Below are 17,146 nucleotides of genomic sequence, written 5' to 3' on the forward strand. Positions count from 1 at the left end.
CAGCCCTCACTCGCGACCGCTGCGGCTCCGCCTGACCCCCTCGCGACCGGCGAGGAGCCCGAGCGGAAGGAGAACTGCCGCGGCGAGTGCCGCCCAGAGCAGTGTTCCGCCGGTATCGACGAGTCCCTCGGAACGCGGAACGGTCGCCGTCGATGCGGTACCTGACCCCGTCGGCGTCACCGGATTCATGAGATCGGTCGGATTTCCGGGGTCCACCGGATCCACCGGAAGCGTCGGATCGGCGTCGCCTCCGAGGCTGATGACGACGTCGAACGAGGCTTCGCGCGCCGCGACGTTGGCGAGGTTGCCCGATGTGGCTGCGGGATCGAAGGCGTATCCGATCGAGATCTCCGTGCTTTCGCCCCGTTCGAGCGGGATCTCGAGCAGCGGCGTCTCGCCGTTGCGGGCGAGTTCGCTCAGGCTGGCCGATCCTCCGCGCCAGCTCACCTCGATGTCATCGTAGAAGTTGCCCTGATCGACCCCGGCACCGGCGGTACCGGTCGCATCGCTCGCGCCGCCGACGGGGCGTCGCCGATCATCTGCATCCGGGTCGCGCAGCTCGACATCGGTGATCGATGCGCGGAGCGTGCCCGCGGTGGGGCCGTCGTTTCGCACATGCAGCGTGCGCTTCGTGTGATCTCCCGGCACCGCGACGGGCGTGCCGACGAAGGATTCGGCGGTGACGACGGCGTCCCCTGATCCCTCCCAGGCGAGACCGATCGCGTCAGTGCCCGGAGCGACCGGTGGTGCGGCGAATGCCGGAGCGGCAATGCCCGCCAGCATCAGCGCGAGGGCGGACGCGGCGACCGTGCCGGCTCCGGTGCGAGTAGTGAACAACGTGCTCACGGGGTCACCTCTCCGGCCGGAACGTCTCGTAGGTGAACGTGATCTCATGGTCGATCTCGTCCGCGGCATCGAGCGACGTCGTGACCCGCGTGGACCAGCGATCCTGCGCCGTGACGCTCGCCGAATCGGGGGCTGTGGCGGTGGCGCTCGCGGTGTTCGCGTATGCGCCGGTGCCGGGCAGCTGCTCGACGGATGCCACGAGGCACCAGAACTCGGTCGTCGGCGTCTCGGACCCCGAGTAGTCGGCCGGCACCGGAGTCGATGTCAGTGAGGATCCGTCGTGGGGGACGGCGGACACCGTGCAGTCCGCGGCGGACGCGACCGGAAAGAGTGCAGTGTCGGCAGCACCGAAGACGCCGTCGCCCCAGTCCTTCGGCTCAGCGACGGTGTATCGCAGGCCCAGGTTGCCCTGACTCATCGAGTCGGTCTGGAACGGGACCGCCACGCTCCCCTGCGACAGCAGTGTCTCCGCTTCGGCCGCGCCCACCGAGACGGCTGCCGTCCCGTCCGGCGCGGCACTCGTCGATCCCGGCTGTCCGGCGGCGAACCACTCCGCGCCGCTTCCGATACTCCCCGCTCGCGACGCACTGTCGTTCCACAGCGCGAGAGTGCTTCCTCCGGCTCCGAGCACAATGCCGGCGAGGGCGGCACCCGCGATCACGGCGAGGGTCAGGCGGCGCGGCCGCGACGGTGTCTCGATACTCACTGGAATGCTCCTCCGGTGCGCGTCTGCTGCAGGTCGACCGTGAAGTCGCCGAGGTCGGTGATCTGGGTGGCGCTCTCCATGCCGAAGCGGTCGTCGAGCCCCGCGAAATCGAGCGTGATGACGAGGGACACTGTGCCGTCCTCCCGACCCGTGCCGGTCAGGTCGAACGTGTCCGCCGTCGCACCGTCGCCGATGGGGTGCTGGGTGCCGTCCCCGCCGACGACCGTGTAGGTGCCGGTGACGCCCGCCGGCAATTCTGGTGCGCGCGCCCAGTCGACGGTCGCCCGCGCCCGCATGTTGTCCCCCGCGAGGGCGACGGAGAAGTCGTACGTCGCGGTCACCGTGTCTCCGCGGCGCACCAGGAACGTGTCGGGATCGATGGGTTCCGGCGCGGGTGCGACATCGGCCGACGTCTGAGTCCATCGTGGATCCCCGACGCTCTCGATGTCCAGGTCACCCGAGGTGACCGTCATCCCGGACGCCGGTTGAGCGGCGTTCCACCCGGCGAGCGTGCCGCCCGACAGGGCTGCGCCGCCGACGAGCGCGGCAAGAGCGATGAGCGGCAGTCGCCACTGCGTGCGATTCAGCATGTGATCCTCCTGGTGTGCAGACGGTGACGGCCGCGCGACGCCCGCTGCTGCAGCAGAGCGCTCGCCGTGGCGAAGACGCCGTATCCGATCAGGGCGGCACCGGCGATGATGATGATCGTGCCCCGGTGTTCGCCGGCCAGCATCGACACGTGCCCGAGGTAGGGAATGTGGTACCTGACCGACCCCATCACCTGTGCCTCGACGATGGGTTCGTCGTCGTTGCCGTTCGCGTCGCCTCGGGTGACGTACTCCGGGCCGTCGGCACCCTGGCTCACTGCCACGATGCGGTGCGTGATGAGCGTGGGATCGTCGGAGACCGGCTGGAACGTGACGACGTCGCCGATGCGGTACCGATCGGCCGGAGCCGAGATCACCATGTCACCGGGCGCGTACGTGGGCTCCATCGAGCCGGTCAGCACGGTCAATGCCGATCCGCCGAGCACGCGCGGGACGACCGCGACGGCCGCGGCGAGGGCGAGCACCGCCAGAAGCACCACAGCGAACGCGCCGGAGCGGATCGCGCGTCCTGGGGTGTGCTGGGGGTTCTGTGCGGTGCTCTTCATGATCGCTCCTGGGGAAGGGTGCCGGAGAGGGGGAAACTCGTCACGGCACCCGGCTCAGTGGGACGGTGGTCAGGCCCGGACCTGCGACAGCTGGATGGTGGCGCCGGCGAGATCCGCCTGGGCCTGCACGAGGTCGCGGTCGCTCGTCGACCGGTCGAACGTCACCGAGACGACGACCGAGAAGTCGGCGGTCCCGTCGACGGCGGCGGGCAGCTGCGCCAGGGTTCCGGGCGCGCTGTTGTCCGCGGACGCGAGGGTGACGTCGACGCCGGTGGAGGATCCGGTCGCCACGGTTTTCCGGTCGGCATCGAGCACCGTGTAGGTCACGTCGACCAGGCCATCCTGCAGCGCGCCCGTGAGGGCGCCACCGTTCTTCAACGCCAGGTTGGCGACGAGGTTGTCGCCCTCGAGGCCGGCGTCGACGGCGTACTCGCCCTGGATCGTGTCGCCGGGAACAGCCTTGAAGGAGGCCAGGTCGATCCCGTGGGGACTGTCCGAGCGGTCGCTCGACACGTCCGTCCACTGCGTGCCCACGATCTCGACGTCGAGGTTACCGGAGGTGATGACACCGCCGGGCGCCTTGCCGCTGTCGCTCCACAGTGCGAACGTGGATCCGGCCAGGAGCAGAGCCGCTCCGGCAGCGCCGGCGATGATTCCGGTGGTCTTCTTGTTCATGGGTGTCTCCTTCGAGTGTGCTCGACGCATCGGCCGAGGCGAGGTGGGTGATGGTGAACGTAGTGGTTGAGGGGCGCTACTGCGCGCTGACGGGACCGGAAGCGGTGCACGTCATGGAGGCGCCGACGTCGAGCTGGGTGGCAGGGCATGAGACGGCGTTCCGGGCGAGTTGGTCGTCGACGACGGTGACGCCATCGAGTTTCGTCTGCCCCGTGTTGGTCACGAGATAGGTCCAGGTCACTCGCGTCCCGCTCGGCACCGAGCCGCCGTCGAGGAGCTCCTGCGCGTTCGCGAGCCCCGCGCGCGACGGCGTGTCCCACGCGCGCTTCTCGATCGTCAGCCCCGGCTTCAGCGTCTGCGTGTTCAGGAACGTGCAGTCGACCTGGTCCCCGGCGGCGACCTCGAGCTTCGCGGTCGGCGGAGCGACGTCGACGGGTTCTCCGTTCACCGTGCAGGTGATCTTCGTCAGGTCCCAGCCGTCGCGTTGCTGCGCGGTGCTCATGACCTCCGTCAGGCGCACCGTCGATGTACCCGTGGGCGACGAGAAGTCGAGGTCGTATGACACGTGCCCGGACGAGGTCGTGTGCTGCGTGCCGCTGGCGCCGAGCGTGCCCGACGTCGCGGTGGCTCGATACTCCCAGCCGGTACCGGCGATCGCGGGAGCTTTCGTGCCGTAGGCGTGGGTGTGCGTGGTGATCGAGATGTCGGCCTGGCAGGTCGCACCCTTCGCGACGCTCGACAGGACACCGGCCAGCTGCCCCCAGTCCGCCTGGAAGAAGTCGGCCCGGTTCGCTGCCGTGCCGGCGGCGAACGCGGAGGTGCCGGAGACGGCGCGCAGGTTCGCGGGGTTTCCGCTGATCCCCGTGCCGACACCCACGGCGAGCACGCGCGTGCCCTTCGCCTTCAACGCGTTGGCCGAGAAGATCGCCCGCTCGGTCTCGACGAAGCGGGTCGCATTGCCGCTTCCACCGCCGTCGAAGAACGTCGCCTGGCCGTCGGTCACCACGATGGCGAGGTCGTACGACGCACGATCGTTGGCGACCTGCCAGATGCCCTGATCCCAGTTCGTTCCGCCTCCGGTCGCGTACCCGTCGATGCGGTTCTTCAGCGTCTGGCGGTTGGTGCCCGAGTCGATCGGCATCGCGGCGTAGTTCTGGCCGGTGGCACCGCTGCCACGGGGTGCCGTGCTCGCGAACGTGTACAGGGCGAGCGAGGATCCGGTGCCCGCGAGCGCATCGACCATACCTTTCGATGCGTTCTTGAGCGTGCCCGTCGCGCCCGCATTGCCCACGGACCCCGAGAGGTCGAGGATCAGGGCGACGCGCAGACCCGAGTCGCACGTGATCGGCAGCTGCGGATTGTTCCGCGAGCTCTGCCACGTGCCGCCCGAGGTCTGATTGCCGCTGCCCGACGGGAAGCTGCTCGTGCCGAGCCGATAGGTGCTGCCCGCGCGCAACTGCGTGCCCGTGCGGAACTGGTACGCATTTGCGCCGCCGTCGGTCACGAGCGTCGGGTTGAGGTACCAGCCCGACGCGGCGCTCTCGGCTACGACCCAGAACTGGGTGTCGCGATTCGCACCCGTCGGCGACGTGCACCACCACATGAAGCACCCCGACGCCGCCTGCGTCTCGGGAACGGTGAAGGAGCAGTCGCCCTGCGCGTCCGAGGTGCAGCTCGCCCACGACTCGCTCCGAGCCGCGCCCGGCTCGCTCGCGTTGCCGTCGTGCAGGCGCAGCTTCACTCCGGCGAGCTCGTTGGCCGCAGCGGCACTCGTCCGGTCGCCGCCGACCTTGACCGTGATGACCGCACTGGTGCCGGTCGCCGCCGGCACGGACAGGGGTGCGACCCGCGCGTTCGGCGCTCGCTTCACGGGCGCCTCAGCGGGAGCATCAGCCTCGGGGGCGTCCTCGGGGGCGTCCTCGGGCGTCGCCTCCGGCGTCGTCTCGGTCGGTGCGGGCTCGGTCTCGTCTGGCGCCTCCGGCGTGGGTGCGGGAGCTTCCTCAGCTCCGCCGACCGGCACATCCGACGTCGCACTGTCTTCGCCGACCGCGAAGGCGCCCGCCGGCCCGGCGATCCCGATCAGCACGGTGGCGAGCAGGAGCGCCGCGAACCTGGCGGCGGGCCGCCCGGTCCCGCGAAGCTGCGAGCGGCGGACCGGCATGTCGAAGCGCGTCACACGAATCCCCTTTCGATGTCGGCGCACCGTCCGTTTCCCGAGATTCGGGTGTTTCCCCTGGACGATCGCCGTGGTCACTCGCTGCCGAGGACCTCACATCATTCACGTTAGAGATCGCGCGTTCGACGCGGACTCACCGTTTGGACGGGCTCCGCGTGTGCTTTCGCGGTGGTGCAGCGTGGGGTCGTGCGCGGGAAGCGTTGGCTCAGCGCCCCACACGTGCCAACACTCCGGGCGGTCCGTGAGGTCGGATGACGCGGGTGCCACCCCGTCCGGGTGCTAGCGAGCGCGCGGGTGCGCGTCGAGATACCGTTCGCGCAGCGTGTCTGCCGTGACCTGGGTGTAGATCTGCGTGGTGGTCACCGAGGCGTGCCCGAGCAGTTCCTGCACGGTGCGCACGTCGGCACCGCCCGAGAGCAGGTGCGTGGCGAACGAGTGCCGCAGCGTGTGCGGCGACACTTCGGCGGTGATCCCGGCGCGCTCGGCGGCAGCGCGGATCACGAGCCACACGGTCTGCCGGGACACGCGGCCGCCGCGCGGGCCGACGAAGAGTGCCGGTGTCCCCGAACCGCGCGCCGCGAAATCGGGGCGCACGCGCACGAGATACGCCGCGAGCGCGCCCCCGGCGAACCGGCCGTACGGCACCAGGCGCTGCTTCGCCCCTTTGCCTCTGACGAGCAGGAAGCCGCCGTCTCCCAGCGCGCCAACCGGGTCGCTCCACACTTCACCCCCACCGGGACCGGCGAGCAGATCGTCGACGTCGAGCGCGGTCACCTCGCTGACTCTGGCGCCGCTGGCGTAGAGGAGCTCGAGCAGCGCGCGATCCCGAACCGCGGTCGGATCGTCCCCGGAGACCACCTGCAGCATCGCCTCGACATCGGCGATGGGGAGCGCTTTCGGCAGGGGTTTCGCCCGCTTCGGCGAGCGCACCCCGCTGCCCGCGTACTGCGGCAGCACCCCCTCGTCGAAGAGGAACCGGTGCATGCCGCGAACCGTCGAGAGTCGACGCGTGATGGAGGCGGCGGCGAGCGCACCGGACGCCCCGAGCTCGCGAACGTAGGTCGAGAGCGTCTCGGGGGTCACGTTCGCGAGGTCGGCGACCCCGTTCTGCTCGAGCCAGGCCGCATACGCGTCGAGATCTCGACGGTACGCGGCGACGCTGTGGGACGAGAGTCCGCGCTCGATACTGACGTGGCGCAGAAAGCGCGCCGCGCCGTCGCGAGGCGCGAGGGTCACGTCCGAGTGCGGGATCGCTCACCCCGCACGGCCGCGCGGCGCTCCCACGGCGCATCGGCCGGCCGCAGCGTGGACCAGCCCGCAGCGCGCGAGGCAGCGGCCGACAGCACGGCGATCATGGTGGTCGAGTTCTGCAGGCGTCCCGCGAGCACCGCGGCGACGGCGTCGTCGAGCGGCACCCACCGCACCTCGATCTCCGCCTCCTCGCCCTCGCGCACGTAGTCGTGCGCGACGGGACGCAGGTCGCGGGCGAGGAAGATCCGGACCGCTTCGGTGCTGCCGCCCGGACTCGAGCACACATCGGCGAGGAGGTCCCAGCGATCGGCCGCGAGATCAGCCTCCTCGGCGAGTTCCCGCTGCGCACCGGCGAGTGCGGACTCGCCGTCGACGTCCATCAGCCCGGCGACGATCTCCCAGTCCCGCGCACCGATGGGGTGACGGTACTGACGCAGCAGGAGCACGCGATCCTCATCGTCGATCCCGAGCACCGCCGCGACGCCCGTGTGGTCCACGTAGTCGCGCACCAGCTCCGTCTCACCGAACGCGAAGCGATCCCGCCGCACATCCCAGACCGCGCCGTGGGCGATCACCTCCGACTCCCGCACCTCGATCTCGGGTGCGGGCGCGTCGGAGAGCAGGCGATCGGCTGCGTCGTCGGTCACGGGATCCTCCTAGTCGTTGAACAGCCGAGCGGCTTCGCGCCGCTCGATGCCCGCTGCCACGAGCCCCGCGAAGAGGGGGTGGGGCGTGCCCGGGCGCGACCGGAGTTCGGGGTGCGCCTGGGTGCCGATGTAGAACGGATGGCGGTCGCGCGACAGTTCCACGTACTCGACCAGCTGTCGATCGGGGCTCGTTCCGGAGAACGAGAGTCCCGCTGACGCGATCTCGTCGCGGTACGCGTTGTTCACCTCGTACCGGTGCCGGTGACGCTCACTCGCGGTCGACGCGCCGTAGAGCTCCTCGGCGAGGGACCCTTCGGCGAGCGCGGCCTCGTACAGGCCGAGCCGCATGGTGCCGCCGAGATCGCCGCCGTCGATGTGCTGCGCCTGCTCCGCCATCGTCGCGATGACCGGCACCTGGGTCTCCGGGTCGAACTCGGAGGACGAGGCGCCCTCGAGTCCGGCGATGTTACGCGCGTACTCGATCACCATGCACTGCATGCCGAGGCAGAGGCCGAGTGTCGGGATCCCGTTCTCACGGGCGAAGCGCAGTGCGCCCAGCTTGCCCTCGATGCCGCGCACCCCGAAACCGCCGGGCACGCAGATGGCGTGGAGGTCGCTGAGGTGCTCGAGCGCCCCTTCGGGGGTCTCGCACAGGTCGGACGGCACCCACTTCAGGTTGACCTTCGTGGAGTGGGCGAAGCCGCCGGCCCGGAGGGCCTCGGTGACCGACAGGTACGCGTCGGGCAAGTCGATGTACTTGCCGACCAGTCCGATGGTGATCTCGCCGCGCGGCTGGTGAACGGCGTCGAGCACGGGCTGCCAGTTGGTCCAGTCGACGGCGGGGGCCTGATCGGCGAGGCCGAGGTGCTCGACGACAGTCTGGTCGAGTCCCTGATCGTTGAAGAGCCTCGGCAGGTCGTAGATGCTGGGCACATCGACGGCGTTCACCACGGCGCCCTCATCGACGTCGCACATGAGCGCGATCTTTCGGAGGTTGTCGTCGGTGACGGGACGGTCGCTGCGGAGCACGAGCGCGTCGGGCTGGATGCCGATCGACCGCAGCGTCGCGACCGAGTGCTGCGTGGGCTTCGTCTTCTGCTCGCCCGATGCCCCCATGAACGGGACGAGCGAGACGTGCACGAAGATGACGTTGTTGCGTCCGAGCTCGTGGCGCACCTGACGCGCCGACTCGAGGAACGGCTGAGACTCGATGTCGCCCACCGTGCCGCCCACCTCGGTGATGATGACGTCGGGGCGCGGGTCCTCTTCGGCCTGCAACCGCATGCGGCGCTTGATCTCGTTCGTGATGTGCGGGATCACCTGCACCGTGTCGCCGAGGTACTCGCCCCGGCGCTCCTTGGCGATGACGGTGGAGTAGATCTGCCCCGTCGTCACGTTCGCCGCCTGCGACAGATTGATGCCGAGGAAGCGCTCGTAGTGCCCGATGTCGAGGTCGGTCTCCGCCCCGTCGTCCGTCACGAAGACCTCGCCGTGCTGGAACGGGTTCATCGTTCCGGGATCGACGTTCAGATAGGGGTCGAGCTTCTGCATCACGACGTGCAGCCCGCGAGCGGTGAGCAGATTGCCCAGGCTCGCGGCGGTGAGTCCCTTGCCGAGCGAGGAGACGACACCCCCCGTGACGAAGATGTGCTTTGTCGTCTTACGCTGATCCGCGTTCTGCTCTGCTCCCACGGGCTTCAATGCTATCACCGCAGCTCCTGGCGCGGCACCCACACCTGCTTCACGATCATCAACACCATGGCGGTGATCGGGATCGCGATCAAAGCGCCGAGGAGTCCGAGCAGCGTGCCTCCGGCCAGGGCGCCGATCACCACGAGCGCGCCGGGCACCGACATCACCCGGTTCATGATCCGCGGAGTGAGGAAGTACGCTTCGACCTGCATGTAGATCAGGTAGTACACCGCTGCGGTGATCGCCGCGGACGGCGAGTCGATCAGTGCGACGAGCGTCACGAGCACGGTGGCCGCGACCGACCCGATCAGTGGGATCAGCGCCAGGAGGAACACCACGACCGCCACGAGCCCCGCGAACGGCACGTCGACGATGGTCATCATGATGAAGCCGAGCGTCGCGTTCAGGGTGGCCAGGATGACCATCCCGCTGACGTACCCGCCGACCGACTTCGTCACCTGCTCGGTGATGTCGATGACTTTCGCACGACCCGACCGGGGCACGAGCGAGTAGAAGCCGCGCTTCATCTGACGCAGCGATGCGAGGAAGTACAGGGTCAGGATCAGGACGATGATCGCGGCGGTCACCCCGTTCGCGATGCCGAGCCCCGCCTGCCAGACGCCGCCGACCAGCTGCGCCCAGTTGTCGGGATCGGTGAGCAGCCCCTGCCCCATGTCGAGAAGGCCGTCGAAGTCGATGAACTGGCCGAAGCGCTGGTTCACATCGCGAAACCACTCCTGCGCACTGATGTCGCCGACGAGCCTCGGAGCGCTGCGGATGAGCAGGGAGATCTGCCGCGCGATCATGGGAGCGATCAGCGCGATCACTCCGGCGATGATCAGGATGAAGCTGAGGAACACGATGGCGATGCCGAACGGGCGCTTCACGTGCCGTCGTTCGAGCCAGCTCACGACGGGGTTCAGCCCGAGGGCGATGAACAGGGCGGCCACCACGTACATGATGACCGCGCTCAGCTCGGCGATCATGCCGCCCACGACGAGCGCGATGAGCACGCCGAGGGTGATCACGAACCCGAGCTGGAACGGGTTGCGCACCCAGAACGGGCGGGCCGCGCGCTCGCTCGCGGCGTCGTCCGCCGCCTCCGCAGCCGCCTCGCGCGCATCGCGGTACATGGCGCGCGTCTCGGCATCCATCGCCTCGATATCGGCGTGGACGACCTCGGGGTGGGTGTCGAGATAGGCGGCCCGTTCGGCGGGTGTGGAGCGACCGTCCGAGGGGATGCGCCCCTCCTGGGCCTCGCCCGAGACCCGCCGAGTCAGGCGCCGAATCCTCATCATGGTGCGAGCGTAGCACCGACGTCGGCTATTGCGACGCGCCGAGCTCCAGCAGTTCCGCGGCGTGGTCGAGCGCGCTGTCTGAGGCACTGAGCCCCGACAGCAGGCGCGCCATCTCGGCGAGGCGATCCTCGCCCGCCAGAGCCGTGCAGCTCGACTCCGTGAAGCCTCCGGCCGAGTCCTTCACGACGCGGAGGTGGTTGTTCGCGAAGGCCGCGACCTGCGCGAGGTGCGTCACCACGATCACCTGCGAGCTGCGCGCGAGGCGCTGCAGCCGACGACCGATCTCGATCGCCGCGGCCCCGCCGACACCGGCGTCCACCTCGTCGAAGACGAACGTCGGAACGGGATCGACCTGTGCCACCACGACTTCGAGCGCGAGCATCACGCGGGACAGCTCGCCCCCCGAGGCCGTCTTCGCCACCGGCCGCGGATCCGATCCGGGGTGCGGCTGCAGCAGGAATCGCACCTCGTCGGCCCCCGAAGACCCGAAGTCGGAGGGCTCGAGGCCGACGGAGAATCGGGCGTCCGGAAGTGCGAGCTCCTGGAGTTCGCGGGTGACGAGTTCGCCGAGGGCCGTCGCCGCCGCAGTGCGCAGCACCGTCAGGCGCTCGGCGAGTTCGCGCTCCCGCTCGGTCGCCTCGACGACACGGGCGGTCAGGTGCTCGACGCGTTCGTCGTCCCCCTCGAGCTCGGCCAGACGCTGGGCGCCATCCGAGGCGTACGCGATGACGGCGGCCGAGTCGGAGCCGTAGAGGCGGAAGAGACCGTTCAGGGCGGCGAGACGTTCGTTCGCGCTCGCGAGCTCGCCGGGCCCCTCCTCATCGAGGTCGCTCGCATAGGCCGCCAGTTCGCGGGCGGCATCGCCGAGCTGCATGCTCGTCTGCCGCAGCGTCTCGAGCACCTCGGCGAGTCTGCTGTCGTGCGCGGAGACCCGTTCGAGTTCGCGCTCCGCCGTGCCGACGAGCGTTGCGGCATCCTGGCTGAACGGGTCGTCCGAATCGCTGGCGATGGCCTCGTGCGCCGTCGAGGTGGCGGCACGCAGCTCCTCCACGTTCGACAGCAGCTCGATGCGGCGCGCCAGTTCGCCTTCTTCGCCGGCCTGGGGATCGATCGTGGAGATCTCTTCGACTTCGGCGCGCAGTCGCGTCGCTTCGGCCGCCCGTTCGTCGCGCGCCGCGGTGATCGCCTCGGCTTCGGCGGCGAGCTCACGGCGTTCGCGGTGCGCCGCGCGATAGGCGGCGAGCACGTCGGCGAGCTCCTGCCCGCCGAATCGGTCGAGGGTGTCCCGCTGCGCCGAGGTGCTCCTGAGGCGCAGCTGCTCGGACTGCCCGTGCACCGCGAAGAGCCGGTGGGCGAGTTTCGCGAGACTTCCGACGGGCGCGTTCGTGCCGCCGACATTCGCGCGACTGCGTCCCTCCGAGCTGACGGTGCGGGCGAGCACCAGCGCCCCGTCCTCGACGTCACCGCCGAGATCCTCGACGAGTTCGGCGACCGTGCCATCGTCGGTGTGCACGACTCCGCTGACGCGCGCCTGCGCAGCACCCGACCTGACGGCGCCCGCATCGCTGCGCTCGCCCATGAGCAGACCGAGCGCGGTCACGACCATCGTCTTGCCCGCGCCGGTCTCACCGGTGATCGCGGTGAACCCGGGACCGAGCGGCAGCGTCGTATCGGCGATGACGCCGAGGTCGCGGATCCTGATCTCCTCAAGCATGCGGCACCCCCGGCTGCCTCCGCCATCCGGAGACGGGGAGGTGGAATTTGCGCACGAGTCGGTCAGTGAAGACCGCTTCGTTCAGTCGCGCCAGGCGCACCGAGCGCGGCGAACGACGCACCTCGATCGTGCTGCCCGCCGGCAGCTCGGTGCGACGACGGCCGTCGCACCACAGCACGCCGGGACCGACGTTCTCGGGAAGGATGCGGACGCGGAGCGTCGAGTCGGTGCCGACGACGATGGGTCGGTCGAAGAGCGTGTGCGCCGCGATGGGCACGAGCACCATCGCCTGCACGCCGGGCCAGACCACGGGCCCGCCCGCGGAGAAGGCGTACGCCGTCGAACCGGTGGGCGTCGCGATGACGACACCATCGCAGGCGAACGAGGAGAGTGCGCGGCCGTCGACGCCGATCATGACCTCGAGCATGCGACGGCACTTCTCGACGCTCGCCTCGTTCAGCGCCCACGTCTCGGCGATGATCCGGTCGCCGAGCGTCGCCCGCACGTCGAGGGTGACGCGTTCTTCCACGGTGTAGGTGCGTGCGAGCACCAGCTCGATGGTCGTCTGCAGGTCGGTGCGCTCCGCTTCGGCGAGGAATCCGACATGGCCGAGGTTCACGCCCACGATCGGGCACTCCGAACCGCGGAGCACCTCCGCCGCGCGCAGGATCGTGCCGTCGCCGCCGAGCACGATCGCGATCTCGAGGTCGGAGACCGCGCAGTCCTCCCCCAGCTCCTCGGTGAGCGAGATATCGAGGTGCGGGGCGTATTCGCTGCGATCCGAAGGGGTGAACACGGGCGTCACACCCGCATCGCGGAGCGCCGTGACCGCTTCCACGGTTGCGGTGATCGCCTCGCGTCGAGCCGTGTGCGAGACCACCAGGATCCGACGCTCGCCCGAGCGCTCGACGTCTGTGCCGCTCATCCCTGATCCGCCCTCTCCGTACTCGTCTCCGACTGGCCGCTGGCCAGCTCCACCACACGCCCCTCCCATTGTGTCGGATCGCACCCGGGATCGCGCACGAAATGCGCGAGGTATTCGATGTTGCCGTGTCCGCCGAGAATCGGCGAGCGGTCGAGGTGCTCCGCGCGGAATCCGTGCGCCGCCGCTGACGCGAGCACGGTCCGCAGTGCCGTGGCCCGCTGCGCCGCGTCGATCACGATCCCCTCGCGAATGCCGGTACGCCCGACCTCGAACTGGGGCTTGATGAGGAGCATCAGATCGGCGTCCGGTCCGGCGACCTGCGCGATCGCCGGCAGGATCAGCGTCAACGAGATGAACGAGAGGTCGGCCACCACGAGCGACGGCGCGCGCGTCTCACCGGTCGCCTCGGCGAGCGACGCCGCGCTCAAGGTCCGTGCGTTGCATCCCTCCACGAGACGGACACGGGGGTCCGTCCGCAGTTCCGGCACCATCTGATCGTGCCCGACATCGATGGCCAGCACGGTCTCGGCTCCGCCGTCGAGCAGGACCTGCGTGAATCCGCCGGTCGATGCACCCAGGTCGAGTGCGACGCGGCCCGATGCGGCGATGCCGAACCGATCGAGCGCGGCATCCAGCTTGTGAGCGGCGCGACTGACGAATCGGTCGCTCGTCACCGCGAGGCGCGCGCCCGGGCCCACCCGAACCCCCGCTTTCGTGGCGACCGAACCGTCGACGACGACGGCGCCCGACGCGATGAGTTCAGCGGCTTGACTGCGAGACCGGGCCAGGCCGAGCTCGGAGAGCGCGCGATCGAGTCGCGACGCCGCTCCGACCCACTCGGCCGAACGCGCTTCGAGCTCAGACGCGTTCAGCGTGACCGCCCTCGCGATCGCTGCGTTCGAGTTCGGCGATCAGCTCGTCGTGCACCTGCTGGTAGCGCGCGGCGCGCTCTGCGAGCGGCTGCGACTCGATCAGCTCGACGCGGTCGAGCAGTCCGTCCGCGACGTCCTCGGTGTCATGCTCACTCATGTCTCCAGCGTACTCGCGTCCCGCGACGTTCAGCCCCAGTGATCCTCATACAGGATCTCGGGCACCTGCAGCCCGTAGATCGCGAGGCCAGACTTCCAGATCGCGGCGCACGCGGCACGCAGCAGGTCGATCGCGGAGTCCCCCTCGTCGATGACGCGAGCGATGTGCCCGTCCATGCGGACCCGGGCGGACCCGACCCGAGCGGTTCCATCCTTCTGGATCGTGGTCTCGGGGTACGGCTCGTGCAGTCCGGCGAGCGTGGGCACGATGTAATCCGGGCGCATGTCTTTCGACGCAGCAACGAGTTGCTTCGGCCGATCCACGCCGGTGAGCACGTGCAGCGAAGGGATCCCAGCCGCCACCGCCCCTTTGATGTCGGTGTCGAGCCGGTCGCCGATCATGAGCGCGTTCCGGGTATCGAAGCGGCGGAACGCGGTCTCGAAGATCGCGGGCTCGGGCTTGCCGGCGAACACGGGGAGTCGTTGCACCGCCGTGTGCACCGCGGACACGAGCGTGCCGTTTCCCGGGGCGAGCCCGCGGGCGACGGGGATCGTCCAGTCGGTGTTCGTGGCGATCCACGGCAACGGTGGACGCCCCGGCTGCTCCGCCAATGCGAACGAGGCCTCCGCGAGGTGCTCCCACCCGACGTCGGGGGCGAAGCCCTGCAGCACGGCGTCGGGTGCGTCATCGGCGCTCCGGGTGGTCGCGAACCCGTTCTTCGTCAGTTCGTCGACGATGCCGTCGCCGCCGACGACGAGAATGCGGGATCCCGGCGCCACGGTGTCGCGCAACAGCTCGACCGCGGCTTGCGGCGAGGTGACGACATCGGCGGCGTCGGCCTCGAGTCCGAGGTCGCGGAGATGCGCGGCGACGGCGCGATCCGTGCGCGAGGCATTGTTCGTGATGTACCCGAGACGCACCGATTCCGCGGCGCGATTGAGTTCGTCCACGGCTCCGGGAATCGCGCCTGGACCGCGATACACCACCCCGTCGAGGTCGGCGAGCAGCAGCGATTTCCCCGCGAGCGGCGACGGCCCGGGCGCGGCGGAGCGCTTACCGAACAGTGCCATCCTCGTCCTCCTCGCTCGCGACGGAATCAGGCTCGGCAACGGGTTCGGCGTCGGGCTCGGACTCGGACTCGGGTTCGGCGTCGGGCTCGCCGTCCGTCGATGCGTCGCTGCCCGCGACCGGGCCGGAGGCGGGCGGCGGTTCGATCTCCTCGATCTCGAGCACTTCGAACAGGTCGTGCGCACCGTAGTGCTCCTGCAGCGCGTTGGCAGCACGATCGGCGCGCTGGAACCACGTCTTCGACTCCGCGTCGCGGCCCAGGTCTTCGAGCACCGTCGCGTAGGCGGCGAAAAGATCGGGGCTCCATGAGTAGGCACGGTCGGGATCAAGTTCATCGATCTCGAGTTCGAAGAGCGCCTGCTGCGTCTGTCCGAGGTCGAGTCGTGCACCGGACATGGCGATCGCGACCTGCACGCGTTCTTCGCGGTCCAGCTGCGACGGATCGGCTTCGGCTCCGGTCTCGATCGCTTTCTCCGGACGCCCGAGACCACGTTCGCAGTCGATCATGAGTGCGACGTGAGCGTTCGAACCGGTGAGCCGCCGATAGGTGCGGAGCTCCCGCAGCGCGAGCGCGTAGTCTCCGGTGCGGTATGCGGTCACCGCGAGAGTCTCACGTGCCACCGGGATCCGGCCGGCCCGCCGGCTCGCCGATATCGCGTGCTGGTGTGCGAGCTCCGGGTCGTCATCGATTACGGCGGCGACCATTGCGAGGTGACGAGAGACCCGCTCTTGCACGTCGGCCTGCAGCGTCTTCAGCTCGTTGCGAGCGGCCGGGTGGAGGTCCTTCGGCTGCACCGAGTCCGGAATCTCGGGATCGGTGTGCTCACTCCGGACGGGACGCAGTTCGTGCTGCAGACGCTCCGCTTCGGTGAATGTGCGTCCAATGCCACCGCGGTCGCTCCGGCCACCCCCGCGGGTGCCTCCACGACCCCGGTCGCCAGCACCACCGTCGCGCTGGGGCCGATCACCGTCACGACGGTACCCACCATCACGCTGCGGCCGATCACCGTCACGACGGTACCCACCATCACGCTGCGGACGATCACCGTCACGACGCGGACGGTCATCGTTGCGACGGTACCCACCATCACGCTGCGGCCGATCATCGTTGCGACGGTAGCCGCCGTCCCGCTGGGGGCGATCACTGTCACGACGCGGACGGTCATCGTTGCGACGGTAGCCACCGTCACGCTGGGGGCGATCACCGTCACGACGCGGACGGTCATCGTTGCGACGGTAGCCACCATCGCGCTGCGGCCGATCATCATTTCGGCGGTACCCACCATCACGCTGCGGCCGATCCCCGTTGCGACGGTAGCCACCGTCACGCTGGGGGCGATCACCGTCACGACGGGGCCGATCATCGTTCCGACGGTAGCCACCATCACGCTGCGGCCGATCGTCATTGCGACGGTACCCACCATCACGCTGCGGCCGATCATCGTTGCGACGGTAGCCACCGTCCCGCTGGGGGCGATCACCGTCACGACGCGGACGATCATCGTTCCGACGGTAGCCACCATCACGCTGCGGACGATCATCATTCCGACGGTAGCCACCATCACGCTGAGGACGATCACCATCACGACGCGGACGATCACCATCACGACGCGGACGATCATTCGAGGAGCGTCGATCGTCTCGGCCCCCGCTGCCTCCGCGATCGTCGCGACGAGGACGCTCGGAGCGTCCGTCTTCCCGTGAACGGTCGTCCATGAGTGCCTCCTCGGCGATTACGGCGCAGATTGCGCGGGGCTCTATGAAAGTTGCTGAAAATAAAAGAAGGGCCGTGCGGGACGCTGGACCGTCTCTGGTACCAGTATCCTGCACGACCCTTCGGTGAAGAGGTCCGGCGGTGTCCTACTCTCCCACACCCTCCCGAGTGCAGTACCATCGGCGCTGTCAGCCTTAGCTTCCGGGTTCGGAATGTAACCGGGCGTTTCCCTGACGCTATAACCACCGTAAC

Annotated in this window: 17 protein-coding genes and 1 rRNA gene; 1 reads left to right on the plus strand and 17 read right to left on the minus strand. The window is 69.3% G+C overall.

Annotated elements, in window-relative coordinates; genetic code table 11:
• Nucleotides 1-6 precede the first annotated feature (6 nt).
• From J4H85_RS12920 to J4H85_RS12995, 16 genes are all read right to left on the minus strand, one after another.
• Nucleotides 7-846 (minus strand): hypothetical protein, encoded by an 840-nt coding sequence (locus J4H85_RS12920; RefSeq protein WP_208240237.1) that lies wholly within the window; start codon nucleotides 844-846, stop codon nucleotides 7-9.
• Nucleotides 847-850: 4 nt separating this feature from the next.
• Nucleotides 851-1,552, minus strand: coding sequence for a hypothetical protein (locus J4H85_RS12925; protein ID WP_208240239.1), 702 nt, complete (start codon nucleotides 1,550-1,552; stop codon nucleotides 851-853).
• Entirely contained in the window at nucleotides 1,549-2,142 is a 594-nt protein-coding gene (locus tag J4H85_RS12930; RefSeq protein WP_208240241.1) for a hypothetical protein, read from the minus strand. The genes J4H85_RS12925 and J4H85_RS12930 overlap by 4 nt, the downstream gene beginning before the upstream one ends.
• Nucleotides 2,136-2,705 carry a signal peptidase I gene (locus tag J4H85_RS12935; RefSeq protein ID WP_208240243.1) on the minus strand — a complete coding sequence of 190 codons (570 nt, stop codon included), beginning with the start codon at nucleotides 2,703-2,705 and terminating at the stop codon, nucleotides 2,136-2,138. Before J4H85_RS12935 ends, J4H85_RS12930 begins: the two co-directional genes overlap by 7 nt.
• 69 nt (nucleotides 2,706-2,774) lie before the next feature.
• Nucleotides 2,775-3,380, minus strand: coding sequence for an alternate-type signal peptide domain-containing protein (locus tag J4H85_RS12940; RefSeq protein ID WP_208240245.1), 606 nt, complete (start codon nucleotides 3,378-3,380; stop codon nucleotides 2,775-2,777).
• A gap of 76 nt (nucleotides 3,381-3,456) precedes the next feature.
• A complete protein-coding gene (locus J4H85_RS12945) occupies nucleotides 3,457-5,556 on the minus strand; it encodes a vWA domain-containing protein (RefSeq protein WP_208240247.1) in 2,100 nt (699 codons plus the stop codon).
• 279 nt (nucleotides 5,557-5,835) lie between these two features.
• Nucleotides 5,836-6,792: a site-specific tyrosine recombinase XerD gene (locus tag J4H85_RS12950; RefSeq protein WP_208240249.1), complete on the minus strand. Its 957-nt coding sequence runs from the start codon at nucleotides 6,790-6,792 to the stop codon at nucleotides 5,836-5,838.
• Nucleotides 6,789-7,454, minus strand: a complete 666-nt coding sequence (locus tag J4H85_RS12955; RefSeq protein ID WP_208240252.1) for an NUDIX domain-containing protein — start codon at nucleotides 7,452-7,454, stop codon at nucleotides 6,789-6,791. The genes J4H85_RS12950 and J4H85_RS12955 overlap by 4 nt, the downstream gene beginning before the upstream one ends.
• 9 nt (nucleotides 7,455-7,463) lie before the next feature.
• Entirely contained in the window at nucleotides 7,464-9,146 is a 1,683-nt protein-coding gene (gene pyrG / locus J4H85_RS12960; RefSeq protein WP_208240254.1) for a CTP synthase, read from the minus strand.
• Nucleotides 9,147-9,160: 14 nt separating this feature from the next.
• Entirely contained in the window at nucleotides 9,161-10,444 is a 1,284-nt protein-coding gene (locus J4H85_RS12965) for an AI-2E family transporter (RefSeq protein WP_208240255.1), read from the minus strand.
• Nucleotides 10,445-10,469: 25 nt separating this feature from the next.
• Complete coding sequence (gene recN / locus J4H85_RS12970; protein ID WP_208240256.1) at nucleotides 10,470-12,158, minus strand: DNA repair protein RecN; 1,689 nt, start codon at nucleotides 12,156-12,158, stop codon at nucleotides 10,470-10,472.
• On the minus strand, nucleotides 12,151-13,083 hold the full coding sequence (locus tag J4H85_RS12975) for an NAD kinase (RefSeq protein ID WP_208240257.1): 933 nt from the start codon (nucleotides 13,081-13,083) through the stop codon (nucleotides 12,151-12,153). Before J4H85_RS12975 ends, recN begins: the two co-directional genes overlap by 8 nt.
• Complete coding sequence (locus tag J4H85_RS12980) at nucleotides 13,080-13,973, minus strand: TlyA family RNA methyltransferase (RefSeq protein ID WP_372440206.1); 894 nt, start codon at nucleotides 13,971-13,973, stop codon at nucleotides 13,080-13,082. Before J4H85_RS12980 ends, J4H85_RS12975 begins: the two co-directional genes overlap by 4 nt.
• Nucleotides 13,942-14,112 (minus strand): hypothetical protein, encoded by a 171-nt coding sequence (locus J4H85_RS12985; RefSeq protein ID WP_208240258.1) that lies wholly within the window; start codon nucleotides 14,110-14,112, stop codon nucleotides 13,942-13,944. Before J4H85_RS12985 ends, J4H85_RS12980 begins: the two co-directional genes overlap by 32 nt.
• 29 nt (nucleotides 14,113-14,141) lie before the next feature.
• Nucleotides 14,142-15,182, minus strand: coding sequence for an HAD-IIA family hydrolase (locus J4H85_RS12990; RefSeq protein WP_208240263.1), 1,041 nt, complete (start codon nucleotides 15,180-15,182; stop codon nucleotides 14,142-14,144).
• The gene (locus tag J4H85_RS12995) at nucleotides 15,166-15,780 is read right to left on the minus strand and encodes a hypothetical protein (protein WP_243893632.1); all 615 of its coding nucleotides are present in this window, start codon (nucleotides 15,778-15,780) and stop codon (nucleotides 15,166-15,168) included. Before J4H85_RS12995 ends, J4H85_RS12990 begins: the two co-directional genes overlap by 17 nt.
• Before the next feature lie 111 nt (nucleotides 15,781-15,891).
• Between J4H85_RS12995 and J4H85_RS13000 the strand changes: the two genes are divergently transcribed.
• Complete coding sequence (locus J4H85_RS13000; protein ID WP_208240517.1) at nucleotides 15,892-16,884, plus strand: hypothetical protein; 993 nt, start codon at nucleotides 15,892-15,894, stop codon at nucleotides 16,882-16,884.
• Nucleotides 16,885-17,027: 143 nt separating this feature from the next.
• Here J4H85_RS13000 and rrf read toward each other — a convergent pair.
• Nucleotides 17,028-17,144: ribosomal RNA gene (gene rrf, locus J4H85_RS13005) — 5S ribosomal RNA — on the minus strand.
• Between the last annotated feature and the right edge of the window lie 2 nt (nucleotides 17,145-17,146).

Source organism: Leucobacter tardus, from assembly GCF_017583045.1.
GTDB classification, from domain to species: domain Bacteria; phylum Actinomycetota; class Actinomycetes; order Actinomycetales; family Microbacteriaceae; genus Leucobacter; species Leucobacter tardus.

Bases quoted from the DNA above. Each gene is read 5' to 3' on its own strand.
- J4H85_RS12965 (WP_208240255.1), bottom strand. From the start codon at position 10,444: ATGATGAGGATTCGGCGCCTGACTCGGCGGGTCTCGGGCGAGGCCCAG.
- J4H85_RS12935 (WP_208240243.1), bottom strand. From the start codon at position 2,705: ATGAAGAGCACCGCACAGAACCCCCAGCACACCCCAGGACGCGCGATC.
- recN (WP_208240256.1), bottom strand. From the start codon at position 12,158: ATGCTTGAGGAGATCAGGATCCGCGACCTCGGCGTCATCGCCGATACG.
- J4H85_RS12940 (WP_208240245.1), bottom strand. From the start codon at position 3,380: ATGAACAAGAAGACCACCGGAATCATCGCCGGCGCTGCCGGAGCGGCT.
- J4H85_RS12975 (WP_208240257.1), bottom strand. From the start codon at position 13,083: ATGAGCGGCACAGACGTCGAGCGCTCGGGCGAGCGTCGGATCCTGGTG.
- J4H85_RS12930 (WP_208240241.1), bottom strand. From the start codon at position 2,142: ATGCTGAATCGCACGCAGTGGCGACTGCCGCTCATCGCTCTTGCCGCG.
- J4H85_RS12990 (WP_208240263.1), bottom strand. From the start codon at position 15,182: ATGGCACTGTTCGGTAAGCGCTCCGCCGCGCCCGGGCCGTCGCCGCTC.
- J4H85_RS12985 (WP_208240258.1), bottom strand. From the start codon at position 14,112: ATGAGTGAGCATGACACCGAGGACGTCGCGGACGGACTGCTCGACCGC.